This window comes from Pedobacter terrae (assembly GCF_900100705.1).
GTDB classification, from domain to species: Bacteria; Bacteroidota; Bacteroidia; order Sphingobacteriales; family Sphingobacteriaceae; genus Pedobacter; species Pedobacter terrae.
The window spans coordinates 135,393-160,576 of the sequence record NZ_FNCH01000010.1; the positions used below are offsets into that span (position 1 = coordinate 135,393).

The window sequence follows — 25,184 nt, forward strand, 5'->3', positions numbered from 1 at the left end:
GCTTTTTTTTTAAAATGTAACATTAAGACCTAAAGAATAGCCTTTAAACACAGGCCTCCCATCATTGGTCAATCCCTGGTTGGTTTCAGGATCCCAACCGTCCCACTTGGTCCAGGTAGCCAGGTTGCTTCCACTTACAAATACATTCAGGTTTTGCAGTTTCATATGTTCAATCAGTTTTCCGCTGAATTTATAAGAGAGCGAAACATCCTGTAGCCTTACAAAACTGCGGTTCTGAAAAAGTGGTGGGTTTAAAGTTGCGGAAACAATAGAACGGGGATATTTGCCATTGGGATGATCTGGCGACCAGAAATCAATGCCGCTGAGGTAATTATTTCTGATGGAATTATCATCTCTGATCAGCCGCGCGGTATTGCCGGCAAGGTAAGACTTGTCTCCTCCCTGAACTGAATTTAAGAATATACTTAAGGTAAAGTTCCTGTACTGAAAATTGTTCAGCAAACTGATCCTGTAGGCCGGGGCTGATGATCCCAATACCGCTCTATCGCTCGCATTGATTACCCCGTCGCCGTTTTGATCTACAATGCGGTAAGTGCCCGGAGAATAACCGGTGGGAATTTTTTCGCCTACCTGCCAGATTCCGTTTACCTGGTAATCGTAAATTACAGCAGTGGGCCGACCGATAAAAAGACCACTTTGTGGAAGATCATCTTCAACACCATCGCCGTTAAGATCGCCCAATAGCTTAACCACTTTGTTTATGTTCCTTGCAAAATTTAAGGAAGATGTCCATTTAAATTCATTGCTGTTAATATTTTTCGAGTTTAGGGAAAGCTCGATACCTTTATTGTTCAATTGCCCAATATTCGTCAGGATGTTACCAAAACCCGTAATTACCGGAATATTAACCGAGTAAAGGAGATCGGTTGTTTTGGTATCGTAATAATCGATTACACCCGATAACCTGTTTTTAAACAGAGTAAATTCAAGACCTAAATTGGCGCCCGTGGTACGCTCCCACTTTAAATCCGGATTGGATAAGGAATTTACCTGCTGACCAAATTGTGTAGAACCGCCATCACCAAAAACATAGGAGGCACTTACGCCCACGTTGGCAAGAGATGAATATCTTGTGGTCTGATTTCCGGCAACGCCGTAGCCTACCCTAAATTTGAGGATATCTACCCAGCTAACCTTAAAAAAAGGTTCCTTAGAAATATCCCAACCAGCTGATATGGATGGAAAAATACCGTATTTGTTGTTTTCTGCAAAACCCGAAAAGCCATCTCTCCTAACGGTACCGGTAAACAGGTACTTACTGTCGTAATTGTAATTGAGGCGGAACATCTGGTAGTTCAGCGTTTCCTTCCATGCATTGGATATGGCAAAGCGGTTGGTACCCTGTTGCAGGTTATCATAACCAAGGGTTAACCTCGAAAAACCTGTTGAGTAAGCCCTGGTATAACTGTTATCACGTTCTATGGCACCGTATAGCAAAGTCCCGGTAAAGCTGTGTTTACCAACCGCTTTATTATAGGTTAAAAGGTTATCAAAGGTATAATCATAATAGGTGGTATTTTCTTTTGAGGCCTGCCCGGTAAGGTTGGCATCGTACATGTTCGAAATATTTTTAAAATCGAGGCGGTAATTATTACCAAAACTGATTTTATAACTCAGGCCTTTAACGGGCAGTTGTACATTACCATAAACATTGGCAAAAAAATAATTGTGCCGGTCGTAATCTTTAGCCTGGTAATTCAGTAACGGATTAACCACATTGGTATTGAAAGGATTGATTTTAAAGTTCCCGTTGTTATCCCAGGGCAGAATTAATGGCGACATGAGATTAATATCCACAAAATTTGGCTCTACGCCATCTTCATTTACAAAAGTACCAAACGATTGCAGGCCGATGGTCAGCCAGTCTGTCGCTTTGGTCTCGATGTTCGCCCTGATGGTTTTCCGTTTGAAAACATCGTTATTAATAAAACCGGAATTCCGCGTTAAACTGCCTGATAAAAGGTAATTAATTTTATCCGTTCCACCTGATACGCTGAGTTGGTTATCCACTATTGAACCTGTTTTAGTGGCTTCATCATACCAACTGAAATCGTTAGGCAGCAGATTGCCCTGTGCATCTTTCATGGAAGCATCTACTTTGCTTACCAGATTAAATGCAGGATTAGGCCTGGTAAAATCGGGCGCAAGAAAGGCTTCATCGTAATATAGATATTTAATATGATCTAAATATTCATCCCTCGCCATTGGCTTTAAATCAATATTAGGTTTTTGGGTGGCGTATTGGGTAGAAAATGAAATTCTGGTCCGGCCGATGGCACCTTTTCTGCTGGTGATGAGGATTACACCATTCGCCGCCTGTGCACCATAAACTGCAGTGGCACTCGCATCTTTCAAGATGTCAATAGAAGCGATATCATCCGGATTAATCGAAGTCAAGGATCCGTTATATTGTACCCCATCCAGAATAATCAGCACGTTCTGGTTGCCGCCCAATGTATTTTGCCCACGTATGCTGATGCCTGGTGTGGCACCTGCACGGTTAACCTGCCCCACGTTTAACCCTGGTACCGTTCCCTGTAAAAGATTGGCCACATTGGTGGTGGGTGCATTTCTAAAATCATCAAGATTTGCCCGCACGACTGATCCGGTCACATCTGCTTTTTTCTGTGTTCCATAACCCACCACCACCACCTCATCCAGGTTGGCCTGTGCCGACTTTAACACCACATTGATATTCTTCAGATTACCGACCGTTACCTCCTGTACATCATAACCGATATAAGAAAATACCAGCACCGTTTGCGCATCAGGTACACTGATTTTGTACACCCCGTTTTCATCTGTTACAGCAGTGGTGGCTCCATTTTTTACCTTAACCGAAACGCCGGGTATCGGTGATTTTGTTTTTTCGTCTGTTACCTTACCGGTGATGCTGATATCAGCCGGGCTGAGGACAGCAAATCCAGGTTTTATATTCAGCTCCACAGCAGCCATACCATTATTGCTGGCGTTTGCTGTAGTGAAAATGGCCAATATCATGACAGGCAAAAAAGTGATGACTATAATTCTTTTAGGTAGAATTCTATATCTCATATTTGGTTAAAATTATTGAATGCGCGAAACCTCATAAATGGGCATTACTGGCTTAGCGAAATAAATAAAGCAGTGATGCAGGTTTTTTATATCTGGTTTCCTGGTATCAAAGTAAAAAAATGCTGTTTACAAAAAATGTTCATTTCTTTGTCGTTTTATCTCAAAATGATACGGGTGGTTGAGCATGATGTGGATCGCTCAACCCTTCTTATTCGCCTGCAGGAACCGGAATATTCACGCCGGTTGCCGTGGCCGTTCCAAAATTGGGTGAGCCATCTGCATTCCAGGTCAGCCTTTGCATCCTTGGCGTTCTTGATCCATTGCTGGTATTGGCCACGCTGCGGGCATGGTAAATAAACCAGTTTTCGCTATGCAGCACGCCATTCGGATCGGTATAACTACTGGTAAAAAAACCATTGTGGCCAGGTCCATAAACCCCATTGGCATCGCTTTTAACAAATACCTGCTTTTTATTAATCCAATCGGCTGCTACCATCGGGTTGCCCCCATCTTTTAGCTGAATCTGCGCCAAACAATAATTATCGCTGCTGTAGCGGCTGGCAGAATAAATAATAAATACCGGACTGCTGGCATCTTTTCTAAGCATAATAGGGCCCTCGTTAACACCCGTCCCCAAAGAGCCACTCGGTTCATATTTTTCCCAATTATTGGTGGGCGATGATATTTTTACCCTGTCGCTGTTTATTGTCCATGGGTTGGACATCTGAGCGATGTAGATGTATTGTTTGTATTTAGTAGCCACATTTTCCCATCCCGACCAAATGAAATAATTTGAAGTGCCAACAGTTAAAACAGATCCGTCAATTGCCCATTGATCGCTGGGATCGCTGATTTTACCTTTAAATGTCCAGGTACCTGTAGTAGGATCGGCATTGGCATTCTCAAGCACATACATGCGGTGGGTAACATCGCCTCCATCATTCGCGGCAAAGTAGAGGTACCATTTCCCAGAAAGGAAATGCAATTCGGGTGCCCAGATATTAGACGAATAAGCTGCACCAGCCGGAGGTGTCCATACCACTGTTTCTGCTGCTGTAGAAAGCAGAGACATCGTTTTGGTTTTCCTCAACCCGATATTACTCCCCCGCGTATACATAAAATAATAATAACCATCCTTTTGGGCAACATAAGGATCGGCCCGGCTTGCATTAATCAGCGGATTCTGGAAATTGGTATCGTGAAAATTAAACATACCCTGTGTACCGGTTAAGGTGGTTTTCTGCCTGATTTTAGCACCAGGTGTACTGCTTTCGGGATCAACAGCCATTTTCATCCCAGTGGCTTTGTTGGTAAGGGTATATACATTATTACTGCCGGTATAATCAATAGCCCATTGTTGTGCATCGCTGCCATCATCGGTACCCTGTTGCAAAATAGCGCCTGATGTAGCTGATGGTGATTTAAGGCACTTATTGCTGGTCATATTAACCAGTTTGTAATAAGTGGCGTCAGTTTTTACCAGCTTCCATTTTTGGCCATTGTTCGGAAACCACGACCATTGCTGGATTTCGGCATTTTCTGCCGTAGAGTTACCGGTAACTTCTACTACGGGGCCATTGGGTAAAGATGAAGTTCCACGGATGCGGTATACTGCCCCATCAATTAAGGTTCCCAATGGAGGTGCTGCGGCAATTACATTTAAGGCCGCCAGTTTTCCGATTTTGTTTGCGTCAATACCTTCGGTTGATGGTCCTTTCTGACAGGAACCTGTTAAAACCACCAGAGCGGTTGCCAGATGAATGAATACTTTGTTTCTCATAAGAAAATACTAAAACTGCAAAGGCGCGGGTAAGCTGGTTGAAGGATTTGCAGCAAGGTTATTAATTTGGTTAAATCAGATCAAAGTAAAGGAATGATACCTGTAAAATTTGTTCATCTTTTTGTCGATATGTCTCAAATCACCATCTCAAACCTACACAAACAACTGATAATCAACACCTAAAAAACCGCTTATTTAAAATCCGGCCAGAAGGTGCCAAAACATAGATTACACCACAAGCGATTTATATATATTTGATATGAACTTGAATATGCGTTTTGTATTATTTTTCCTGTTACTGAGCTCATTCTTTGCAGTTTCTACCTGCGAAGGGCAATCTCATTATTTTAAGCAGTACCAGGCGGATGATGGTTTGGCGCATAATTCAGTCAATACGGTAATACAAGATAAAAAAGGCATGATCTGGGTGGGCACCCGTGGTGGTTTAAACCGCTTTGATGGTTATACTTTTAAAACCTTTAAAGATGACAAAAGCAGGTTCGGAAACATTGGCAATAACATTATTGTTAGCCTAGCTGAAGATAAAAACGGCATATTATGGGTAGGAACCGGTCGTGGTATTTTTAAATATGACCCCGTTAAAGAGCTGTTTACACCGCTAAAAACTGACTTTAAAAAATATATCAATGCTATTCTGCTCGATTATGAAAACAACCTTTATTTTTTAGCGAACCGGGTACTTTTTAAATATGTACAGCGGGATCACAAGATAATAGACTTAAAAATAAGTGCAGCCTGCATAGCCATTGATGAACATCGGAACATTTTGGTTGGCAATGATAATGGCGAACTGGTTACCTACAATCCGGAGGATGGATCAAAAAAGATTGTTAGAATTATTGGTGAACATGTACCATCAAACCTGCGGTCGATCAGCAAAATATATCCAACGGGCAACCATAATATACTGGTAGGATGTTTTAAGCGGGGATTGAAAAGTTATAATACCAAAACCGGCCTGATCAAATCGCTAATCTTTAAAAACAGCGACAACACGGATATTTACGTACGCGATATTACCCCAGGTGAAAAAGATGAGTATTGGATTGCCACAGAATCCGGTATTTATGTGTATAACCTGGCCACAAATACCAATGTGAACCTGCGTAAACAGCCTGGCGATCCTTATTCCCTTCCTGATAATGCAGTATACACAGTTTGCAGGGATAATGATGGTGGCATGTGGGCCGGTACTTATTTTGGGGGATTGGGTTATTTCTCCAGGAATAATGCACGATTTGAAAAATATTATCCGCTATTAGGTAATAATTCTATTTCCGGCAATGCAGTGAGGGAAATCTGCCCTGATGATAAAGGCAATTTGTGGATCGGTACTGAAGATGCCGGTGTAAACAAATTCAACCCTAAAACCGGCCTGTTTACCAATTACAAAGCCAACGGCAAAGCAGGCCATTTATCTTACCCTAATATCCATGGCCTGCTCGCTTTGGGAAATCAATTGCTGGTGGGACCGTTTTTACATGGCATGGAAATTATGGATATAGATAAGGAAAAAGTGACTGACCGTTTTAAGACCATTGGCGAAGAAAACGAGGAAACCAGCGACTTTGTACTTTCGATCCACCGCGCTAAAGACGGTACCATTTATGTGGGTACGGGTTATAACATGGGTTCGGGGTTATTTATCTTTAACCAAAAGAAAAGAACATTTAAACGGATTAAAGAGATTCCGGTAAATTCATATGTTTACGATATCTGGGAGGATCGGTTTGGCAATATCTGGACCGGAAGCGTATCGCGTGGGGCATTTTATTTTCACCCCAAAACGGGTAAACATGGCAACATTTCTTTTGGCGAAAAGGTTAACAATAAAATTATCCATGATTTTCCGGTCTGCGGCATTATAGAAGATAGTAACCATGCCATGTGGTTTACTACGGAAGGCGGTGGCCTGATCAGGTTGAGTGCAGACCGGAAAGTACTGAAAAAATTTACAACCGAAAACGGACTGCCCACCAACATCCTGTTCCGGGCATTAGAAGACAACTCAAAACATTTATGGATCAGCTCGCTTAAAGGGTTGATCTGTTTCGATCTGCAGACCGAAAAATTTAAAATCTACACCAAATCAAATGGCCTGATTACCGATCAGTTTAACTTCAGTTCGGCGTATAAAGCGCCAAACGGCAGAATGTATTTTGGATCGGTAAGGGGAATGATTTCTTTTGATCCAAAAGATTTTGAACACAAAGACCCTGCCCCCCCTACTTTTATTACCGGCTTTCAGATCAACAACAAGGAAGTTCTTCCTAATGTTGAAATTAGTCCGCTGGGCAAATCCATTTCTTATACAGATACGATTGTATTGGCGCACAACCAGAACAACTTCAGTATTGAATTTGCTGCGCTCAATTATTCTTCTCCTGAAGTAACCAGGTATGAATATTTAATGAAAGGTATAGACCAGGCCACCACTTACCTCAACAATAACCGAAAAGCCTATTTTACAGATTTATCGCCGGGCAATTACACTTTTTTGGTCAGGGCGAAAAGCAATGTAGACAGCTGGACAGGCAAGGAGCGTCGTCTTTTTATTCAAATCCTCCCGCCATTCTGGAAAAGCACTACGGCTTATATTTGCTATCTGCTGATGATTGCTATAGGCCTGTTTATAGCCATTCGTTATTATCACCGCTATATTGAGCGAAAAAACCTGAATAAATTACAACTGTTCGAACACGAAAAGGAAAAAGAGATTTATCAGGCCAAGATTGAATTTTTCACCAATATTGCCCATGAAATACAAACGCCACTTACACTGATTTTAGGTCCGGTGGAAATGATGCTGGAAGAAGCACCGGCACAGCCCCTGAAAAGCAGCTTGCTGATGGTTGAAAAAAATGCAAACCGCCTAGCAAAACTAACCAATCAACTGCTCGATTTCCGCAAGACCGAGATGCACCAGTTCGGCTTAAACTTCGTGAATACCGATATCAACAACCTCTTGAAAGAACAGGTAAATGCTTTTAAACAGGAAGCGCTGAAAAGTAACATTTCACTTGATCTCGAAATGCCCAAAAACCATATCATTGCATTTGCCGATCGGGAAGCATTGATCAAGATTTGCAACAATTTAATCTCCAATGCCATCAAATATGGAACAAGCCAGGTCATGGTACGTCTCAGTATATCTGGCGAAACTGATGGTCACTTTAGCATTACCTTCACCAATGATGGCAAGGGAATTCCCCTGCAATACCGCTCACAGATTTTCGAACCATTTTTCAGGTTATACGGCAAAGATAAACCTGGTACAGGTATCGGGCTCTCACTGGCAAAGTCGTTGGCAGAACTGCACAACGGTTCCCTACGGCTTTTGGAAAGCGATATGGATAAAGTGGTTTTTGAATTGATTTTGCCTATACACCAAAAATTTGAATTTAAATTGAGCAGCTGGAAAAAGATAAAATAGCATGATGGAAAGCATTTTAATTATTGACGACAATGAAGATATCCTCGAGTTTTTAACGCAGGTATTCGGAAACACGTATAAATTGCATTTGGCCATTAACGGGGAGCTTGCTCAGGAAATTCTGGACAATGAAATCGTTGATCTGATTATTTCGGATATTATGATGCCTGGTATTGACGGATTTGAACTTTGCAGGCTCATCAAATCGAACGTAGAATACTGCCACATCCCCATTATCTTGTTAACCTCCAAAAATACGTATAAAGCTCATATTGAAGGGTTGGAAGTGGGTGCTGATCTGTACATTAAAAAACCATTTTCACCACAGCTGTTACGGGTACAAGTGGCTAACCTACTCCAGAACCGGTTAAAAATAAAGGCCCATTTTGCCAGTTCACCTTTTGAAGATGTGCGGGTGGTGGCCAACTCTAAAATTGAAGAGGCCTTTTTAAAAAGACTGGATGAATATGTCCGTAAGAATATTCAGGATCCTTATCTGGATATCGACCAATTGGCCGAACACATGCATATGAGCCGTCCAACCCTCTACCGTAAAATAAAAGCCATTTCTGCACTATCACCAAAAGAACTGATTGATGTAACCCGTCTTAAAAAAGCAACCAAACTGATTGCCCAAAACGAATTCACTTTTTTTGAAATTGCAAAATTGGTCGGTTACAGTTCACAAAGTTTATTTAATAAAAATTTTCTCAGGTATTTTAAGGTTACGCCGCAAGAGTATATGAATTCGCTTAGCAAGGATACTGACGGCCAAAATCCGGCACCTTATTAGCTTTATAAACATCAAGTTTTATGCGAAAAGTCTGTGAGGACACAGACCCTGGCAACTTAGTGAGCTTAGGTATGATAAAAAAATGCTTTTTATCAATAGCATTGAAGACAGATCTCTGTATGCAATTGCAACATGTAAGAAACATCAGAACATACAAGCTTATGTGTCCGTTAAACGTCTGATATGTTAAAAAAACAAAAGACAAATAGTTTAATCAAGGTCTGTGAGAACACAGACCTTGGCACTTTGTTATTGAGCTGTTAATATTTAAAAACTTTTCCTTCTACCATTACTTCCTGACGGGTGGCATCAAAAGTGGCCTTTCCGCCGGTGCGTACCGCGGCATTGGTCATTATATTTGCAACAGAATGTTGATAACCTGCCTCTACCGGGGCGTTAGGTTCTTTCCTGCTACGGATACATTCCAGCCAGTTGCGCATGTGATTGGAGCTTAATACATCGGCACCTGTATTGGCCGATGCTGCCGCAGCAGATGGGGCTGCAAGTTTAATTTCAGGCAATAGGTTCGGCTTCATTTTCATGGCGGCTGCCGCTCTTTCACTCAAGCCCCCATGCGGTGAGATGGTATTGGTAATCAGGTTGAGTTCCCCTCCGTTCGAATAATAGATCTCCGCCGGTTTTTCATCACCATTGTGCATCCTCGAGCTAAATACCACCTGAAAACCTTTGGTAAGGTCATCAAATGGTCCGTAATCAAAAACAGCCGTAGTGGTATCCCAATTGCGGCGACCATCTTTCCATTGATAAATGCCGCCGTTGGCAGTTACGCTGCGCGGATGGGATAAACCCGTAAACCAATGTACCGTATCAATCTGATGGCTCATCCATTGGCCGGGCATACCAGATGAATAAGGCCAGAAAAGACGATACTCCAGGTAAATCCTCGGATCAAAGGCTTCGTAAGGGCGGTTTAACAAAAACCGTTTCCAATCCGTGTCTTCTTCTTTCAGTTTGGCCACCAGATCAGGACGGCGCCATCGGCCAGGCTGGTTCACATTCCAGCTGAGTTCTACCATGGTAATGTCGCCAAACTTACCCTCTTTAATAAAATCGGCAGCGGCTTTGTAATTTTGTCCACTGCGTCGTTGTGAGCCGATCTGCAGAATCTGTTTAGAAGACCTTACTGCTTTTAACACCGCACGGGCATCTTCCATAGTTTCGGCAAAAGGTTTTTCGCAATACACGTCCTTTTTATTTTTTACCGCTTCAATGGCATGCAATGCATGTGCAAAATCAGGTGTACTAATGATCACAGCATCGAGATCTTTCAGGGCGTAAAGTTCATCGTTATTTTTACAGGAGGTGATGTCATGGCCAATTTTACTTTTGATATGCGCAGCTCCTAAAGCACGGCGATAATTCCAGAGGTCGGAAAGGGCAACAATATCAAAGTTTAGTTCTTTATGGTGGTTTAAAAAGCATGGAAAAAGCGTATCCTTAAAGCGGTCGGAAAAACCGACTACTCCAACCCTCACGCGATCGTTAGCACCGATAATATTCGCATAACTCTTAGCCGACATCCCAAAGGTGCCCACATAGGTGCCCGCCGCAGCAATTGCAGCCTTTTTTATAAACTTTCTTCTTGATTCTTCCATCATGCCTGGTTATTTAAGTATTTTTATTTTGAGGTTCCGGTAAGAAACCTTGTTTCCATGATCCTGTATCAGGATATGGCCTTTTTTAGCCTCTCCAAAATTTTTCCATGTTTTGTATTTACTTCCAGCCACCAATTTTCTAAAATCTTCCGATCCACGCTCATATTCCACTACTTTTACCCCATTTAGCCAATGCTCGACATGATTGTCCGGGTAGACCCGCACTTCGCCACTGTTCCACTCACCAATCGGTTTAATTACCGAAGCAGGTTTGTTGGATGGAATAAGATCGTATAAAGAAGCCAGTTTGCGGTTACCGTTTTTGCCCAGTTTTGCATCCGGATGTTTTTCGTCATCCAATACCTGAAATTCGAGACCAATGCCTGATAGATTTGTTTTTTCTTCTTCGGTTACAAAATATTTTATACCGCTGTTTGCACCTGGAGTAAGTTTGAAATCGAACTTTAAAATAAAGGCCGAAAATTCATCCTGGGTTACAATATCGCCCCCAGAGCCCTGCTCCTGTCCGTTTGATGCCAATACCGTTAAAACCCCATCTTTCATTTCCCAGCCTTTAGCCGGAAACTGTCCTTTGAATATGGCACGCCAACCGGTTGCGTCCCTGCCGTTCCAAAGCAGTTTAAACCCCTCTTTTTTCTCGCTTTTGCTCAGTATATTTTGAGCATAACTTAGGTTTATGGCAAAAGTGCCCAGCAATAGCATGTAAATTAACCTGTAGTTTTTCATTGAATTTAGTTTATTGTATTTGTTTATGTGTTTAGAGAACCTGGTTTTTAGGCTGTGCGCCAGGTGCTTCAGCCTACCATAACCAAACAGGAAAAGCCTGATTTAATCGATGCCGCCATACTGATGTCCATCACGTCTGCACTTAATACGCTTTACTGGTTTATAATTGGTTCTCCTGCCAAAGTAAGCCAATGGACTTTGTAAAATATGTTCAATTTATTGTTGATTTGTCTCATTTTACCTGATCAAAAAGGAGGAATGAAGCCATATGCCCGGTTTAACAATGAATGATATAAAATATAATCAAACGCGCATAAACAAAATCAAAACACTATAAATCAACAACTTAAAATTAAACACATCACTAAAATAGAAACTAAAATACAGCAAAAAATGTGGTATTCAACATTAGTAAATACTGCATTTAAGCTTACCAGCTGGCCTTGGCTGTCATCTTCCCTGTATTTAATTGTTTATTTTCGGGCAAATAACCAACTCGCAAAAAAGAATTAATATCTGCAAATACATGCTCAATTTTCGATTATCTACATCTTTTAAACAACCTCTAAATGGCTTTAAGTGCACACAAAAGCAAGGAGATTTAGTCGCACAAACACCTCATCATTTTAATATGCAGCCTTTGGTCATTTGCCTGGTTGCTTTGCTGATTAGTTTTTGCCTCTTTTCCTGCGGGTTAAAAAAAGTACGATCAGTTAGTTCGTATACCAGAACTCAACAACCTGCATTGATAAATCCCGCCTTACCCGGCGATAATCCGGATCCTTCTATCATTAGGGTCGGAAAGGTATATTATGCCACCTCGACCACAAATGAATGGGCGCCTTATTTTACCATTTATAAGTCCACCGATCTTAAAAACTGGAAACTGATCAATCATGTTTTTCCAGATGGCTATAAGGATATGAAAAACCAATGGGGAGAAAATAATTTTTGGGCATCTGAACTGGTTTACGATCAAAAACAAAACCGGATTTACGCCTACTATACCGCGCATAACCGCGAAACAAAAGGTAACCCAGGTTTACAATGCGGCACCGCATGGATAGATGCGGACAAAATTGAAACCGGTAAATTTACCGATAATGGCCCTGTGATTATTGAAGATGAATGCGGTGCCATAGATGCCTTTGAATTACAGCAAAACGGCAAAATTTACGCTTTCTGGAAAAACGATGGTAATGGTTGTGGTAAAGAAAGCTGGATCTGGAAGCAGGAAATTAACGATAGCCGTACCAAACTGCTGGGACAGAAAAGCAAGGTATTTACCAACAGTCAGCCATGGGAAACGGGATTGGTGGAAGGCGCCTGCTTTTTTACATTGGGAGAATATGTGTACAGCCTGTATTCGGTTGGCGGCTGCTGCGATGCCAAATGCAATTACAAAACCGGCATCGCCAGAACAAAAGACCTGAACAGCGGCATATGGGAAAAATATAGCCGTAACCCGGTTATGGTGAGCAATGATAAGTGGAATTGTCCCGGCCACGGCACGGTGGTAAAAACTGCCGATGACAGGCTATTTATGCTCTACCACGCTTTTAATAAAAACTATGATGTTTTTGTAGGTCGCGAAGGCATTATAGAAGAACTGATTGTTGGGGCTGATGGCTGGCCTGTACTGCACAACGCTACCCTCCCCAACCGACCAAAAGCTGATCTTGATTTTATTGACAATTTCGAAAAGGATCAAAAACTGGATCTGGCCTGGCAGTGGCCTTCCAAATCGCAAAGACCAGCAATGGTTTTTAATGAGGGCCTAAAGCTGTCGGCATCTAATGAAAACCATGGGCTTGGTACCTTTTTGGGACAATACATTAAAACTGTGAATTTTAGTATCAGCGCAGAAGTGAATCCTGGGGATGCGAAAACCGGCATTTGCCTGGGTGGAGCAATTTTTAAAAGTAAATGGCCGGGAGAACTTGGCGGAATAGGCATTACGGTATCGAAAGATAGCGTGGTCGTTTTCGACAATTTTGAGGGGAATTACACCATTCTTAAAGCATCAGCCGAACATTTAACTAACCCGGTGCAGCTGAAAATGCAGATTAGTCATGATGGCAGACAGATCGAATTTTTCTATAAAAAACAAGCAGCAGAATGGCTTAGTTTTTATCGTACGGATTTTCTAGCCGACAAATATGTGCCCTGGGGAATGGGCTACCGGGCTGGCATTCTGGTAAAGGGAAATCCATCCCAAACCGGCACTTTTAGTAGCTTTAACCTAACCAATAATTAGTTTATGCTTTCTATTGGTTGGTGTTTCACCAACCAGTCAGTTTCCCGCTGACCAAATATTCATTATTGCGATAACTATTTTATAATACTGGTCGGTAAGACACCGACCAGTAGATGTACCTAATCATAGTAGTTACCATTGAATTTGCTGATCTTCATCCGGTATCAGCGTATTCAGGTCACGCTGCATGGATAAAGTTCCCTCTACTTTATATTTCAGCCTTTGGCCAGGAACAGTGGTGTAATCTTCAAACTCATAAGACAGGTAAAGGGTGGTATAAATATGTTTTAGATAAGGAAGTTTCGGATCCATAGCCTCATCCCTGGTATAGTAAGATGGTGTTGCCCCGATCTTGAATTTATTATTCCCGGTATTGTCGCTCCAGATTTCCAGTTTCTTCTTTTGAATATCAATTTTCTCGTCGGTAAATTTTATAAATACCTTATACTTCTTACGGTCCAGGTAATCGATATCCCTGATCCCTGCATAGAGAAAAATAGTTTTGTCATCCACCACATAAGTTCTGTGGGTGTTTAAGGTTAAAGGTTCGGTATCTCCTTCCAAAAATATTTTGTACAAGGTGCCGCCGTATTCACCTGAGTAATCATTAAAAGGCGTAATGCGTAACATGGTTCTGCGGTAATATTTATTTGGATTCGCCTGGTAATCGTACGAAGGATCGCTTAAAATCTGTAAGGGCAATACCCATTTATCTGCCTGATCAAGGTTACCCAGGGTAAAATCAATTGGTATGGTAACCGTACTTACGCCTGCAGGCGCCGTTATGCTTTGCGGCATGCTATAATAATTTTTATCCAGCTGCCTGAAATACAGTTCCTGGCGATGGCCATATTGTTCCTGGTTCAGTTTGGCAAGGGTATCAGGATCCAAACCGATATGGATCGTACGGTCTTTAACGTTTGGGGTAGAGCCGCTGATAATAACCGGTAAGTTAAATCTTAATTTCCCCTGGGCATTGTAACGGATGTAACACCAGGTTACGCCCTGGGCAGTTGGGTTTGATTTAAATGATGCCATTTGGACGAATTGCTCTTCTTTCCACTCATCACGGCATGATACACAGCATATCACTGTTGTTACCATGAAAATTAGTTGATATATACGTTTCATTTTTATAAAGGCTAACGGGTTATTCAGGATTTGTCCAACCAGGGTTTTGGGTAAGGTATTTATTACGTTTTAATTCATCATAGTGAATTGGCCAGAACCACATTTTAAGCGTAAAGATGGAAGGCAGAGATGGCGTTTCTACCACGGTATGAAAAAGGTCTGCCTGTGCTTTGGTAGCATAAGCATTGTATCCGTAAACCGGTGCAGATTCTTCTGATGGAGCATCCGTCCAGCGACGCAGATCGAAATAACGTTGCCCTTCTGCAAAAAGCTCAATCTGACGTTCTCTTTTTAATTTGATACGGAACCGGTTCGGATCAGCATATACATCGCCTGCATAATCAGACAGTCCGGCACGGATGCGGATGGGCTGGATTCCCCTTTTCATTTCTGAAATGTTACGTGATATCGCGTGTGTCCGGCTTCCATCCCACGAAGGGATATTGTATGAACCATTTAGTTCATTTAAAGCCTCCGCGTAAATGAGCAATACTTCTGCATAACGGATGGAAGGATCAACTTTTTGCTTCATCCTGCTTTGATCATAAGCCGTAACAGCTACATTACTAATGTCGTCGGGATGGATGTATTTTTTGATTCCCACACCTGTTCTGGGCCAGTAAGAAGTATTTTTGTAGCCGTTAGGGTCGCCTCTGTAATAAAAAATCTGCATGTTACTTTTTTCATCTTTTACGCTTTCGGCATTCAATAAATTCCAGGTAGAACCGTTGTAAGAAACCGAAGCATAAAAGCGGGGTTCGCGACGGGCAAACTGTTTGTTTACCCCAACACCCAGTGGTCCAAGTTCGGGATAGCTGGCCAGCTCTTCCTGTTTTACATAACCTGTTGCACGAGGTGCCGAATTGTAACGGCCTTCATAACCCTGCCTACCGGCGTACATGCTGTTCATCCCTGGTATATCATTTCCATCGTTCGTATAATAGGCGTCTACCTGTTTCTGCGTCATGCCATGCGAGTTGTAACCTTTTCCTTCCAGGCGCGGCAACTGGTGCAATACCAGCACATTAATCCCTTCCCCACCCTGGTTTTGACCATGGGTAAAAATCAGTTCCGGATTTTGGTAAGCCGGAACCGTTCCGTTAAACAAAGAGCGATAAGATTCGAAAGGATCAATATCGCTCCAGCCAGAAGGCCAGGCACTGTTAGAAAAGTTGCTGTCGAAAGGTGGCGTTACCGTTGCCGGATAAGCGGCATCACCTGTTGCCTTTTTATAGGCTACGTATAAGCGGTACTGCCCTAAATCTATCACATCTTTTGCCGCGGCGGCTGCCCTCGCCCATTTTGATTCATCATACGTACGCGAAAGTAAGGGCTTACCATCTTTGGTTACCATTGCTGCCGCTACTTCTGCTGGTGCTTTTCCGTTAGCCAACGGACTTGCAGCATATAACAATATTCTGGCCCGCAGTGCCAAAGCGGCGCCTCGGGTAGGCCTGGCAACCTGTTGTATACCCTGTTGAGCAGAAAGGCCTCTGGCAGCTTCCGCAAGTTCATTAGCGAGGTAAACGGCACATTCTTCATAAGAATTTCGCGGTTGGGCAATATCATCATATTCTTTGGTGTAATCGATACCTTCGCCGGCTATAATGGGTACAGGACCATAGGTACGTAACAATACCCAATAAAAGTAAGCCCTTAAAAAGCGGGCCTGCCCTTTTAAATCAGCAATTTCTTTTGCTGTAAACTTGGTATTGATATCGATGTTATTAATGAAAATGGAAGCTTGCCTGATTCCTTTATAAGCTGTATTCCATATTTCTTTGCTTTCACCGTTCAGCCCGTTCTCAGTATACTGCCCGTTTTTCCATCTTTTATATCCATCACTTTCATCACCATAATACATGTCATCAGCAAAATTAAAGGGTACTGTTTTTTTGCTGCTTACATCCTGCATATAGTTGCTGCCTAAAAAAGAGTATGCCTGTGCAAGCCATCTGTTGGCATAATCGGGGTTAGTAAAAACCTCTTCCGTGGTTAGCCTTTCATTAAAAAGGTAATCGGAGTCGAGAAATTTCTTACACCCACTCATAGTGACAACAGCGATCAATAGGCCCGATACCACCATTTTTTTTTTCAAATTTTTCATTGCTTATAAATTAACTGATACGCCTAATGATAATGTTTTGCTCAATGGATAAACTTTGCCGGTTGAGCTTCCTAACTCCGGATACCAAAGTTTAAACTTGCTGAAAGTAAGCAGGTTGGTACCGATTAAAAAGAAACGGACATTGTTTAAATGCGCCCTGTTAACCAGGGTTTTGGGCAATGAATAACCAATATCTAATGTTTTTAAACGCAGGTAAGAACCATCCCTGAGCCAGAATGTTGATGCCCTGTAATTATTGGCATTTGGGCCATACGTTAAACGCGGATAATCGGCATTGGGATCTTCATTAACGCCTAAGGTCCAACGGTTACTATCGGCAATATCGTTTAAAATATTTCCCCAGTTCTGACCTAAACTGAACATGTAAACCGAAGAGCCATTGATAAAATAAGTCGATTTGCCTACCCCCTGAAAATGCACATTGATATCCAGGCCTTTCCAGCTGGTTGAAATACCAAAACCATAGGTAAAGTTAGGGCGGGTGGTTGCGCCAATGGCTACAATGTCATTGTCGTCAATCATGCCATCCCCGTTGATATCCTTATATTTGATATCGCCAGGCATTACCTCGCCAAAGCTTTGCCTCGGACTGTTACGGATATCATTATAATCGGTGAACAGGCCTAAATCGATCAATCCCCTCGCCTGGTCCACCCGGTGGCCTTCCTGAAGTTTGTAGCTGTAAATGGTGTTTTCTTCATCCCTTTCAATAATTTCATTTTTGCTATAAGTGGCGTTGCCACGCAGCGTAAAATCAACGTTATTGAGCTTTTGTTTAAAGGTAAAACTCCCATCAAATCCGTGGGCTTTTACCTTACCTACATTGGCTGATGGATTATTTTCCAATCCTACAAATCCCGGAAGGAAATTCCGGCTCATGTAAATGCCGTCACGCCTTTCCCTAAAATAATCTACTGCTCCGCTGATCTTGTCGTGAAATAAAGCATAATCTATCCCCAAATCTTGTTTCGTCGCCACTTCCCAGGTTACATTTGGGGAGGCTACTGATGAATAACGGATGCCGGTCCAAGGATTTGAAGAATCGAAATCTCCAAAATTATAACCACCTGCCGCCATCTGTTCTAAGCTGTAGAGATAAGGAAACCGGATATTACCTAAATTATCATTCCCTGTTTTTCCGTATGAATAGCGGATTTTAAACATATCTACCCAGCCCAATTTCTTTACCAGTGGCTCCTCGCCCACATTCCATGCACCAGAAATGGCCGGAAAAAACCCAAACCTGTAATCTTTATGAAAATTTTCAGAACCAGTGTAGCCGAAATTGAAGTCCACATAGTAGCGTGAATTCCAGTTGTAGTTCACCCGCCCTGCAAGGCCCTGGTTGCGGCGGGCAATTGCGTTTTTTAGATCCGTACCAATATTTTGGGTAAAGACCCTTGAGGCCTGGCTATATTTGATTACAGCGCCAAAATTATGCGATGCAATATTGCGGTTGTAATGGGTTTCCCATTCGAAAAATTCATTTTTATTGCCATCCGAACCAGCCGACTGCGTCATTTTTTGTTCTTCTTTAATCCGTTTGAACACCAGTTCGCCTGCAGTATTCCGGTAACGGTTTGCGCTCCACAACTCCGGGAATTTATAACGCTTGATGTAATTATTGTTATAGGTATCGTACCCGAAACGACCTATAAAACGGAGTCCCCTGGTAATGAAATCTAGACTTTGGTTCAGGTTTAGCGTGGTTTGGATATTGTTGCTCCAGCTTTCGTTATAACCGGTCATAGTACCCTGTACCCAGGGGTTAAACCGATCCATATCATTATCCGGATTCGTGTCGCCATCATCACTGGCGGGAATTTTCCCGTCAGAGTACCTCATCGGCGAGGTGATGGCATTATAGCCCATAAGCGCTGTCCAGATGGCATCGCTACCTACCCCGGGGTCGTTTTGTTTACGCAACGAGCCCGATACCCCTACGGTTAACAGGGTAGTTTTGGTAATGTCCATGTCTACGCTTAAACGGTAGGTATATTTATTAAAACTGGCGTTGGTATTATAATCTTTTAAGGCATCGTCTACCTTGTACATCCCCTGCTGGTTCTGGTAACTACCCGACAAATAATAGCGGGCTGTTTTTCCGCCCCCGCTCAGGTTAAGCATACTGCGTTGGCTCTTGGCTGCGTCCCGCAGCACAACATCCATCCAGTTTACATTTGGAAAGAGGTCCGGATCGAGTCCCAAACGCAGAATTTCAAGCTCCGAACGGGAGAAAAGTGGTTCCTGATTACGTACAATTTTGGCTTCGTTGGCCATTGAGGCATATGTATAACCATCAACAAACTGCGGAAGTTTAGTAAGCGTGTTATAAAAGCCTTCTACTTTTGCATTGATATTCACCTTACCCTCTTTTCCCCTTTTGGTTTTAATCAATATTACTCCATTTGCACCTCTACTACCATACATAGCGGTTGCTGAGGCATCTTTTAATACCGAAAAAGATTCTACATCTTCTACATTGATTTCGTTCATATCGCGTTCAAAACCATCAATCAATACCAAAGCTGCATTGCTGGCACCAAAGGTAGATATACTCCGCACCCAAAATTCGGAAATGCTGCCCGGCCGCCCTGAAGTTTGCATGGCCTGGATCCCTGGTACCACGCCGGCAAGGGCATCGGCCATTGAAGTGGAAGGATTGGATTTCAGCTGGTCGACGTTTACTGTGGTAATGGCGCCTGTAATGGCAATCTTTTTTTCGGCACCGGTAGCCGTTACCACCACTTCGTTGAGTACACTCGCATCCGATTCTTTTAAGATAACATTCACCACACGCTGTTCTTTTACCAGCACCTCCTTCTTCTCATAACCTACGTAAGAAAATACAAGGGTCTGGTAGGCAGGCATTTTAATACTGAATTTACCTTCTCCATCAGTAATGGCTCCCAAACCAGGCAGGTTACTCACAGAGATGCTTACCCCTGGAATAGGCAGTTTTTTTTCATCAGTTACCGTTCCTTTAACAATAACCTCCTGTGCCTGGATGGTAAAGGAAATTCCAAGCATCAAAAGGCAGGTTAACAAAATAAATCTCATCATTATATCTGGTGTATTTTAAAATTATTCTTCTTTAGCTATTTTGCGGATCAGCCAGTTTCCGGTGTCGCCGATATAAAAGCATTTCCTGGTTTCATCATAGGTAATGGCCTGAGGATTATTGAAACGGGCCTCTGTACGTAAGTCGCCGTCAGCGTAACCACTTGTTCCATTATTGCCACGTCCGGCAAAGGTGCTTACCCTTCCCTGTGGTGTTAAGGTGCGGATGGCATGGTTGGCTTTATCGCAGAAATAGAAATCGTATTGATCTCCTCCAGCAGCTTCATAATCGGGGTTTTCCACAAATACCCCTTGCACAGGGCTGTTTAACCGCGCATTTGTACCTATTCCATCGGCATAACCGGCAGTACCCGCCGCTCCGCAAATGGTATATGGTATTTTAAAAGTCTTGGTAGCGCGATCATAATCGGTACGCATAATGAAATGTTTATCATATTCAACCAGATAGGCATAATCTCCCGACGGGTGCATCACCATATAAACGGCTACAGCACTGTAAGGATTGGAGAACACCGGTTTATCCTCTTTGGTATTAAAATCATACCTGCGAATATCGCCGGCCCTAAACCTTGAATAATAAAGTTCACCATTCTGAGGGTGTATCATGGTTCCATTTACCCCGCGGGCATAAACTTCGATCGCTTTCTTTTGTAGAAAATTAGATTCGCGACTAAAGATATAATTGCCATATTTCGTGTCGCTGGAATGGTTATGCGAAACAATCATGTCCTGGTTGCCATCAATTCGCCAATTGATAATAGATACCCTATCAAGATCCGTCCTGAAATAACTCACATATTTCTTATCGAAATCGATAAGGCGACAACTGTTCACATCTGCTGAAAAGTACAGGCGGTTTGGGTTTTTCGGATCAAGGGTGAGCCAGGTGATTCCTTTAAATGCGCCACAATCATTAAATGGTCCTTCTTTTTCTTCAAAGTTAGAAGCTACCTGGTAGTATTTACCTAAAAAGGTAGATACCAGCAATTTTCGGGCGTAAGCAAACACCTCTTTTGATATCACCTGGGCAAGCTGCTGGTTGTTGCCATCAAGTAGGGTTACTTTGATATCGCCATCATAAGCCTCTTCGGGAATAACACAATAAATACTATTGTTTTTTACCCCGATCACTTTAGCCACTTTTCCGCCAATGGAAACTTTTATTTTCGAAACATCATTCCCGAAATTACTGCCATAAATAACCAGATTATTCCCTACCCCACCTTGTTTGGGGTAGAAATCGGTAATCAGCACTTCTTTTGACGGATCATAGGCGTCCTCCTGCTGCAATTTTTCGTGTTTACACTGTGTTAAAGAAAGTGCAATCAGCCCGAGCAATATCCATCGGATCTGCCAGCGCATGGTTTTGACATTTGTTTTTGTTTTCATATACACTTATCGCTTTTTCCGGCTCAAACCGGCTTGCGTAATTTTAATTGTTAACCAATTGCGGTATGTTGGTCGCCTACCGTGAGGTATGCCATGATATATCCTTTTCCAGGGGTAATTTTAAGGAAGTGTTTGTCGATATTAATTGAGCGGTTTACCAAACAGCGATATAAAGCATGTCTAAATTTCGGGCAAAGAAATTCCTTTCGGCCTTAACTATAGCGCCAATAGTAGATATAGCCCGGGCCTACCGATCTTGCCTAAATAAGATTGCTCTTTGCCAAATACGATTGCTTTAAGACAGGCATGAACACTGAAACGTTTTTACAAAACATAACCAGCCACGTTACTAAACGCGGGTTATCATTTGATAATAATTAAAAAAGTTAATATCGACTTACGTTAAGCAACAATTTCAGCTTGATTTGTTCAGGCCGTAAACTGGCTGCATTAGTAGTCAGGCCTTTCTGTTATCATAAAAAGCCACTCGGCAGCGTTTTACTGAACAATAAACGTATTTAGGATAGGTAGGTAATTGTGGAGCATCATATCAATTTAGTTTTCTTTTTCCCTGGTTAGTAATACATTAAGAAATTGAAGATCAGCTGTCTGAAATAAATATCTGTTTTCTCATAATACATTTTGAAACTGCAAAAAGCATGGTGTTGCCTATTGAAGATTTGCAGTAAGGTTTGCTATTTGGTTAATTGAATCAAAGTAAAGGAATAGCGATTTTATTATCTGTTCAATATTTTGTCGATTTGTCTCAACTTTGGCAAACTGATCTTACGATCTTCATCATAGGCGTAACCGGCGTTGATCGATGTTTTTGTTCATCAGGTGAGTGAACGTTATGCAGGTTTTATCATAGAAAGCTGAAAAGTCGTCTATATCCGCTTTGCAAAGCCTATAAAATGAGTTTCGAATACATGTCTTTTATTACGGAGATCTGCGAAAGACTGTTTAAACAGGTATTCTGCAGCTGTAGGATAAAAACTGACGGCAAACATGCGTGATTTGGGAAAAGCAGGTTTCCGGATCGGCTCATCACAAATCCCACTAATAAAAATTTCAAAATGATCTTGCTCATCTAGAAATAGGAATAAATCTATTTTTCCATCCGGAAGAATAATCCCGTCTATACTTTGCTCGGCATCATTTGTCACCATCCATATGCTTTCAATAAGAGGATTTAAACGCGCTAGAGGCCGCTTTGAAAGGTATGAAATTTGATATTTCGACATACACGCTTAAAATGGAACTGGTATATATTGCAAACTATCATTTTTATTTATTATTACTAATCATCGGTAATAGCGATCAGCACTTTGGTAAACCAATAGCAAAAAGCACTGTTGTTATAAGATGAAAATACATGAAAAGTTTATGGCTAAAGCCATTGCATTATCCGAACAGAATCTGCGGACGTTAAAAGGAGGACCATTTGGAGCTTTAATTGTGCGTGACGGTAAGATTCTGAGTGCTGAAGCCAATTCAGTTACCCAGGACTGTGATCCGACTGCTCATGCAGAAATAAATGCAATCAGGCAAGCATCAAAAAAAATCGGAAAAGCCGACCTGTCAGGTTGTACGATCTATACCAGTGCCGAACCCTGTCCGATGTGCCTAAGTGCCATTTATTGGTCCAATATTAAGCAGGTATACTATGGAAATACCAGAACTGATGCAGAGTGGGCAGGCTTTGGTGATCAATTTATTTTGGATGCCTTAAAGCAACCGATAGAAAAACAACCGATAGCATTTGAAAGGATTATGCCCGGAGAAGCAATAAAAGCATTTGAACAATGGCGCGCGGGAGGCCAAATGCTTGAAGACAAAGTTAAAGATGGATCGTTATAATTTATTTAATCATGTCGCCGTTAAGATGCTAAAAATTATTCCTTATCAAATGATCAGCTGTTATAAAACAGCATGTAAAACCAATTAACCAGACCATGCTACGGGTTCCCCTCCTTAATTAGGAGGGGAGTAAACTACCGCATGCTGTAACCTGATTTATGTCTTAAGTTAATGTGAGAAATGCGCTATGTTCGGATTATTCAATCCGCTTTCAGGGTATAAACCGACACGGAGCCTGCTTCGCAGTAAAATTCTGCCCACCCATCCTGATCTATGGTAATTTCTCTGTCGCAATGCCCCAGATAATCGCTGAAAATCTTGCCTGCAAACTCAACACCCATTTCCATCCGCTTATTTCCAGCTTCACCGTTTGATAAAACCACCGCAAGGCCCGAACCCTGATGTTCCTCATCTCCAGAACGTGTCCAGCCAATGCAACTTGGATAATCAAAATAATCGCGTTGAAAACCATAGGCAAATGTTTTTCTCAACTGTAGTAATGCCTCCAGCTGAGGAAGTGCCTCCATCGTTACCTCATGATCTTTTCCATCGTTCCCTTTGTCGGTATATTCTGATCCGTATACATCTGCATAAAAAACACAAGGATATCCTGCTTCCCGAAGTAAGATTATTGCATAAGCATGTGCCCTGAACCATGGCTCTACCGTCTGTTCTAAAGATTGGAGTGGTTGGGTATCGTGGTTTTCAACCAAGGTTACGGCTAACTCTGGTCTTACCGAAACCAGCGATCCATTCAATATGGTGCTCAGGTCATATTGTTCGCCTTCCTTGCTGGCACGGGAGAAATTAGCCTGAAGACTGGCATCGAATAACGACATCCGGCCCTGGGTAGCATCAATATAATCCAACATGGCCTGCGGATCGTATGGCGACCAATATTCACCCACTGTAAACAGTTCTTTGCCTGTTTCGGCCCGAAGATAGTCCAGCCATTCATTATAAAAACCAGCAGGCATATGTTTAATCGCATCTAAACGCATTCCATCAAAACCTGTGGTTTGGTAAAACCACATCCCCCATCGCTTTAACTCCTCTCTTACAGCAGGATTACGAAAATCAATATCGGTCAGCATCAGGTAATCATAATTTCCATTTTCAGTATCAAGCACATCTTCCCATCCTGATCCATATTGGTTTTGAATACTGTACACCGCTGACTCCTGGGTACGCGCATCGTAATCTACCCCCGTAAAACATTGAAAATCCCATTTAAATTCGGAATATTTTCCACCACGGCCTGGATAGGTAAATTTGGTATAAGCATCGATCTCAAAAGGTTCAGAGATGAATTCATTTCTGTTTTCCGGGTTTACCTTGCGCACCATTACCGGCTCATGGTCATCTGCTCCGCCAAGGTGGTTCAGCACAATATCTACGTAAACATTTATACCGGCCTCCTGCGCAGATTTGATCGCCAGAAGATATTCTTCTTTAGTTCCGTATTTTGTGGCAATGCTCCCTTTTTGGTCAAATTCGCCAAGATCATATAAGTCGTAAGAATCATAACCAGTTGAATCTTTGCCATCCATCCCTTTGTGCGCCGGAGGCAGCCAAATAGTGTCTATCCCCATTTCTTTTAATTTAGCAGCATCTTGTTGTACCTTTTTCCAAAGGCTGCCATCGTTGGGATAGTACCATTCAAAGTACTGCAACATCGTATGATTTTCCATCTTTAAATAAATTTAGTAGTGCATATACCTTGTAAATGGTGTTATTGTTTTGAAATTCACCAATACCTGATTAATTTGTTTTATAATAGGCAGTTTTGAGATACAGATGACTAACCGCCATACCTTTTCAGCGTGGAAACAGAATGGTGCAATACCAAACGGCCACACCATTTGCCTGTTGT

The 25,184-nt window shown here is 42.1% G+C and carries 14 protein-coding genes; 4 read left to right on the plus strand and 10 right to left on the minus strand.

Translation table 11 applies throughout. The annotated features are described in order from the left end of the window. Nucleotides 1-9: 9 nt before the first annotated feature. Together BLR60_RS14105 and BLR60_RS14110 are read right to left on the minus strand one after the other, a co-directional pair. Nucleotides 10-3,075 carry a SusC/RagA family TonB-linked outer membrane protein gene (locus BLR60_RS14105; RefSeq protein ID WP_090500915.1) on the minus strand — a complete coding sequence of 1,022 codons (3,066 nt, stop codon included), beginning with the start codon at nt 3,073-3,075 and terminating at the stop codon, nt 10-12. A gap of 208 nt (nt 3,076-3,283) precedes the next feature. Further along, nucleotides 3,284-4,855: a family 43 glycosylhydrolase gene (locus BLR60_RS14110; RefSeq protein WP_090500917.1), complete on the minus strand. Its 1,572-nt coding sequence runs from the start codon at nt 4,853-4,855 to the stop codon at nt 3,284-3,286. Between the two features lie 259 nt (nt 4,856-5,114). Between BLR60_RS14110 and BLR60_RS14115 the strand changes: the two genes are divergently transcribed. Both BLR60_RS14115 and BLR60_RS14120 read left to right on the plus strand, forming a co-directional pair. Further along, complete coding sequence (locus BLR60_RS14115; RefSeq protein WP_244155663.1) at nt 5,115-8,309, plus strand: ligand-binding sensor domain-containing protein; 3,195 nt, start codon at nt 5,115-5,117, stop codon at nt 8,307-8,309. Nucleotide 8,310: 1 nt separating this feature from the next. Next, the gene (locus tag BLR60_RS14120) at nt 8,311-9,102 is read left to right on the plus strand and encodes a response regulator transcription factor (RefSeq protein WP_090500921.1); all 792 of its coding nucleotides are present in this window, start codon (nt 8,311-8,313) and stop codon (nt 9,100-9,102) included. 260 nt (nt 9,103-9,362) lie between these two features. Here BLR60_RS14120 and BLR60_RS14125 read toward each other — a convergent pair whose 3' ends face one another. Both BLR60_RS14125 and BLR60_RS14130 read right to left on the minus strand, forming a co-directional pair. Beyond that, nucleotides 9,363-10,718, minus strand: coding sequence for a Gfo/Idh/MocA family protein (locus BLR60_RS14125; protein ID WP_090500923.1), 1,356 nt, complete (start codon nt 10,716-10,718; stop codon nt 9,363-9,365). A 9-nt stretch (nt 10,719-10,727) separates the two neighbouring features. Continuing rightward, entirely contained in the window at nt 10,728-11,465 is a 738-nt protein-coding gene (locus BLR60_RS14130) for a 3-keto-disaccharide hydrolase (RefSeq protein WP_090500925.1), read from the minus strand. Nucleotides 11,466-12,210: 745 nt separating this feature from the next. On the opposite strand from BLR60_RS14130, the gene BLR60_RS14135 reads away from it, so the two are divergent. After that, a complete protein-coding gene (locus tag BLR60_RS14135; RefSeq protein WP_167354741.1) occupies nt 12,211-13,722 on the plus strand; it encodes a glycoside hydrolase family 43 protein in 1,512 nt (503 codons plus the stop codon). Nucleotides 13,723-13,854: 132 nt separating this feature from the next. Here the strand turns inward: BLR60_RS14135 and BLR60_RS14140 are convergent, their stop codons facing one another. The 5 genes from BLR60_RS14140 to BLR60_RS14160 all read right to left on the minus strand — a co-directional run bounded on the left by BLR60_RS14140 (nt 13,855) and on the right by BLR60_RS14160 (nt 22,695). Then, nucleotides 13,855-14,853 carry a DUF4973 domain-containing protein gene (locus BLR60_RS14140; RefSeq protein WP_090500929.1) on the minus strand — a complete coding sequence of 333 codons (999 nt, stop codon included), beginning with the start codon at nt 14,851-14,853 and terminating at the stop codon, nt 13,855-13,857. A gap of 19 nt (nt 14,854-14,872) precedes the next feature. Continuing rightward, nucleotides 14,873-16,960, minus strand: coding sequence for a RagB/SusD family nutrient uptake outer membrane protein (locus BLR60_RS14145; RefSeq protein WP_090500931.1), 2,088 nt, complete (start codon nt 16,958-16,960; stop codon nt 14,873-14,875). A 3-nt stretch (nt 16,961-16,963) separates the two neighbouring features. Then, complete coding sequence (locus tag BLR60_RS14150) at nt 16,964-20,044, minus strand: SusC/RagA family TonB-linked outer membrane protein (protein WP_090500933.1); 3,081 nt, start codon at nt 20,042-20,044, stop codon at nt 16,964-16,966. A gap of 21 nt (nt 20,045-20,065) precedes the next feature. Then, nucleotides 20,066-21,451 carry an IPT/TIG domain-containing protein gene (locus BLR60_RS14155; protein WP_090500936.1) on the minus strand — a complete coding sequence of 462 codons (1,386 nt, stop codon included), beginning with the start codon at nt 21,449-21,451 and terminating at the stop codon, nt 20,066-20,068. Nucleotides 21,452-22,338: 887 nt separating this feature from the next. After that, nucleotides 22,339-22,695 carry a DUF6597 domain-containing transcriptional factor gene (locus BLR60_RS14160; RefSeq protein ID WP_090500938.1) on the minus strand — a complete coding sequence of 119 codons (357 nt, stop codon included), beginning with the start codon at nt 22,693-22,695 and terminating at the stop codon, nt 22,339-22,341. A 121-nt stretch (nt 22,696-22,816) separates the two neighbouring features. On the opposite strand from BLR60_RS14160, the gene BLR60_RS14165 reads away from it, so the two are divergent. Further along, nucleotides 22,817-23,311 carry a nucleoside deaminase gene (locus BLR60_RS14165; RefSeq protein WP_090500940.1) on the plus strand — a complete coding sequence of 165 codons (495 nt, stop codon included), beginning with the start codon at nt 22,817-22,819 and terminating at the stop codon, nt 23,309-23,311. Between the two features lie 200 nt (nt 23,312-23,511). Here the strand turns inward: BLR60_RS14165 and BLR60_RS14170 are convergent, their stop codons facing one another. Then, nucleotides 23,512-25,002, minus strand: a complete 1,491-nt coding sequence (locus BLR60_RS14170; RefSeq protein ID WP_090500941.1) for an alpha-amylase — start codon at nt 25,000-25,002, stop codon at nt 23,512-23,514. Nucleotides 25,003-25,184 lie beyond the last annotated feature (182 nt).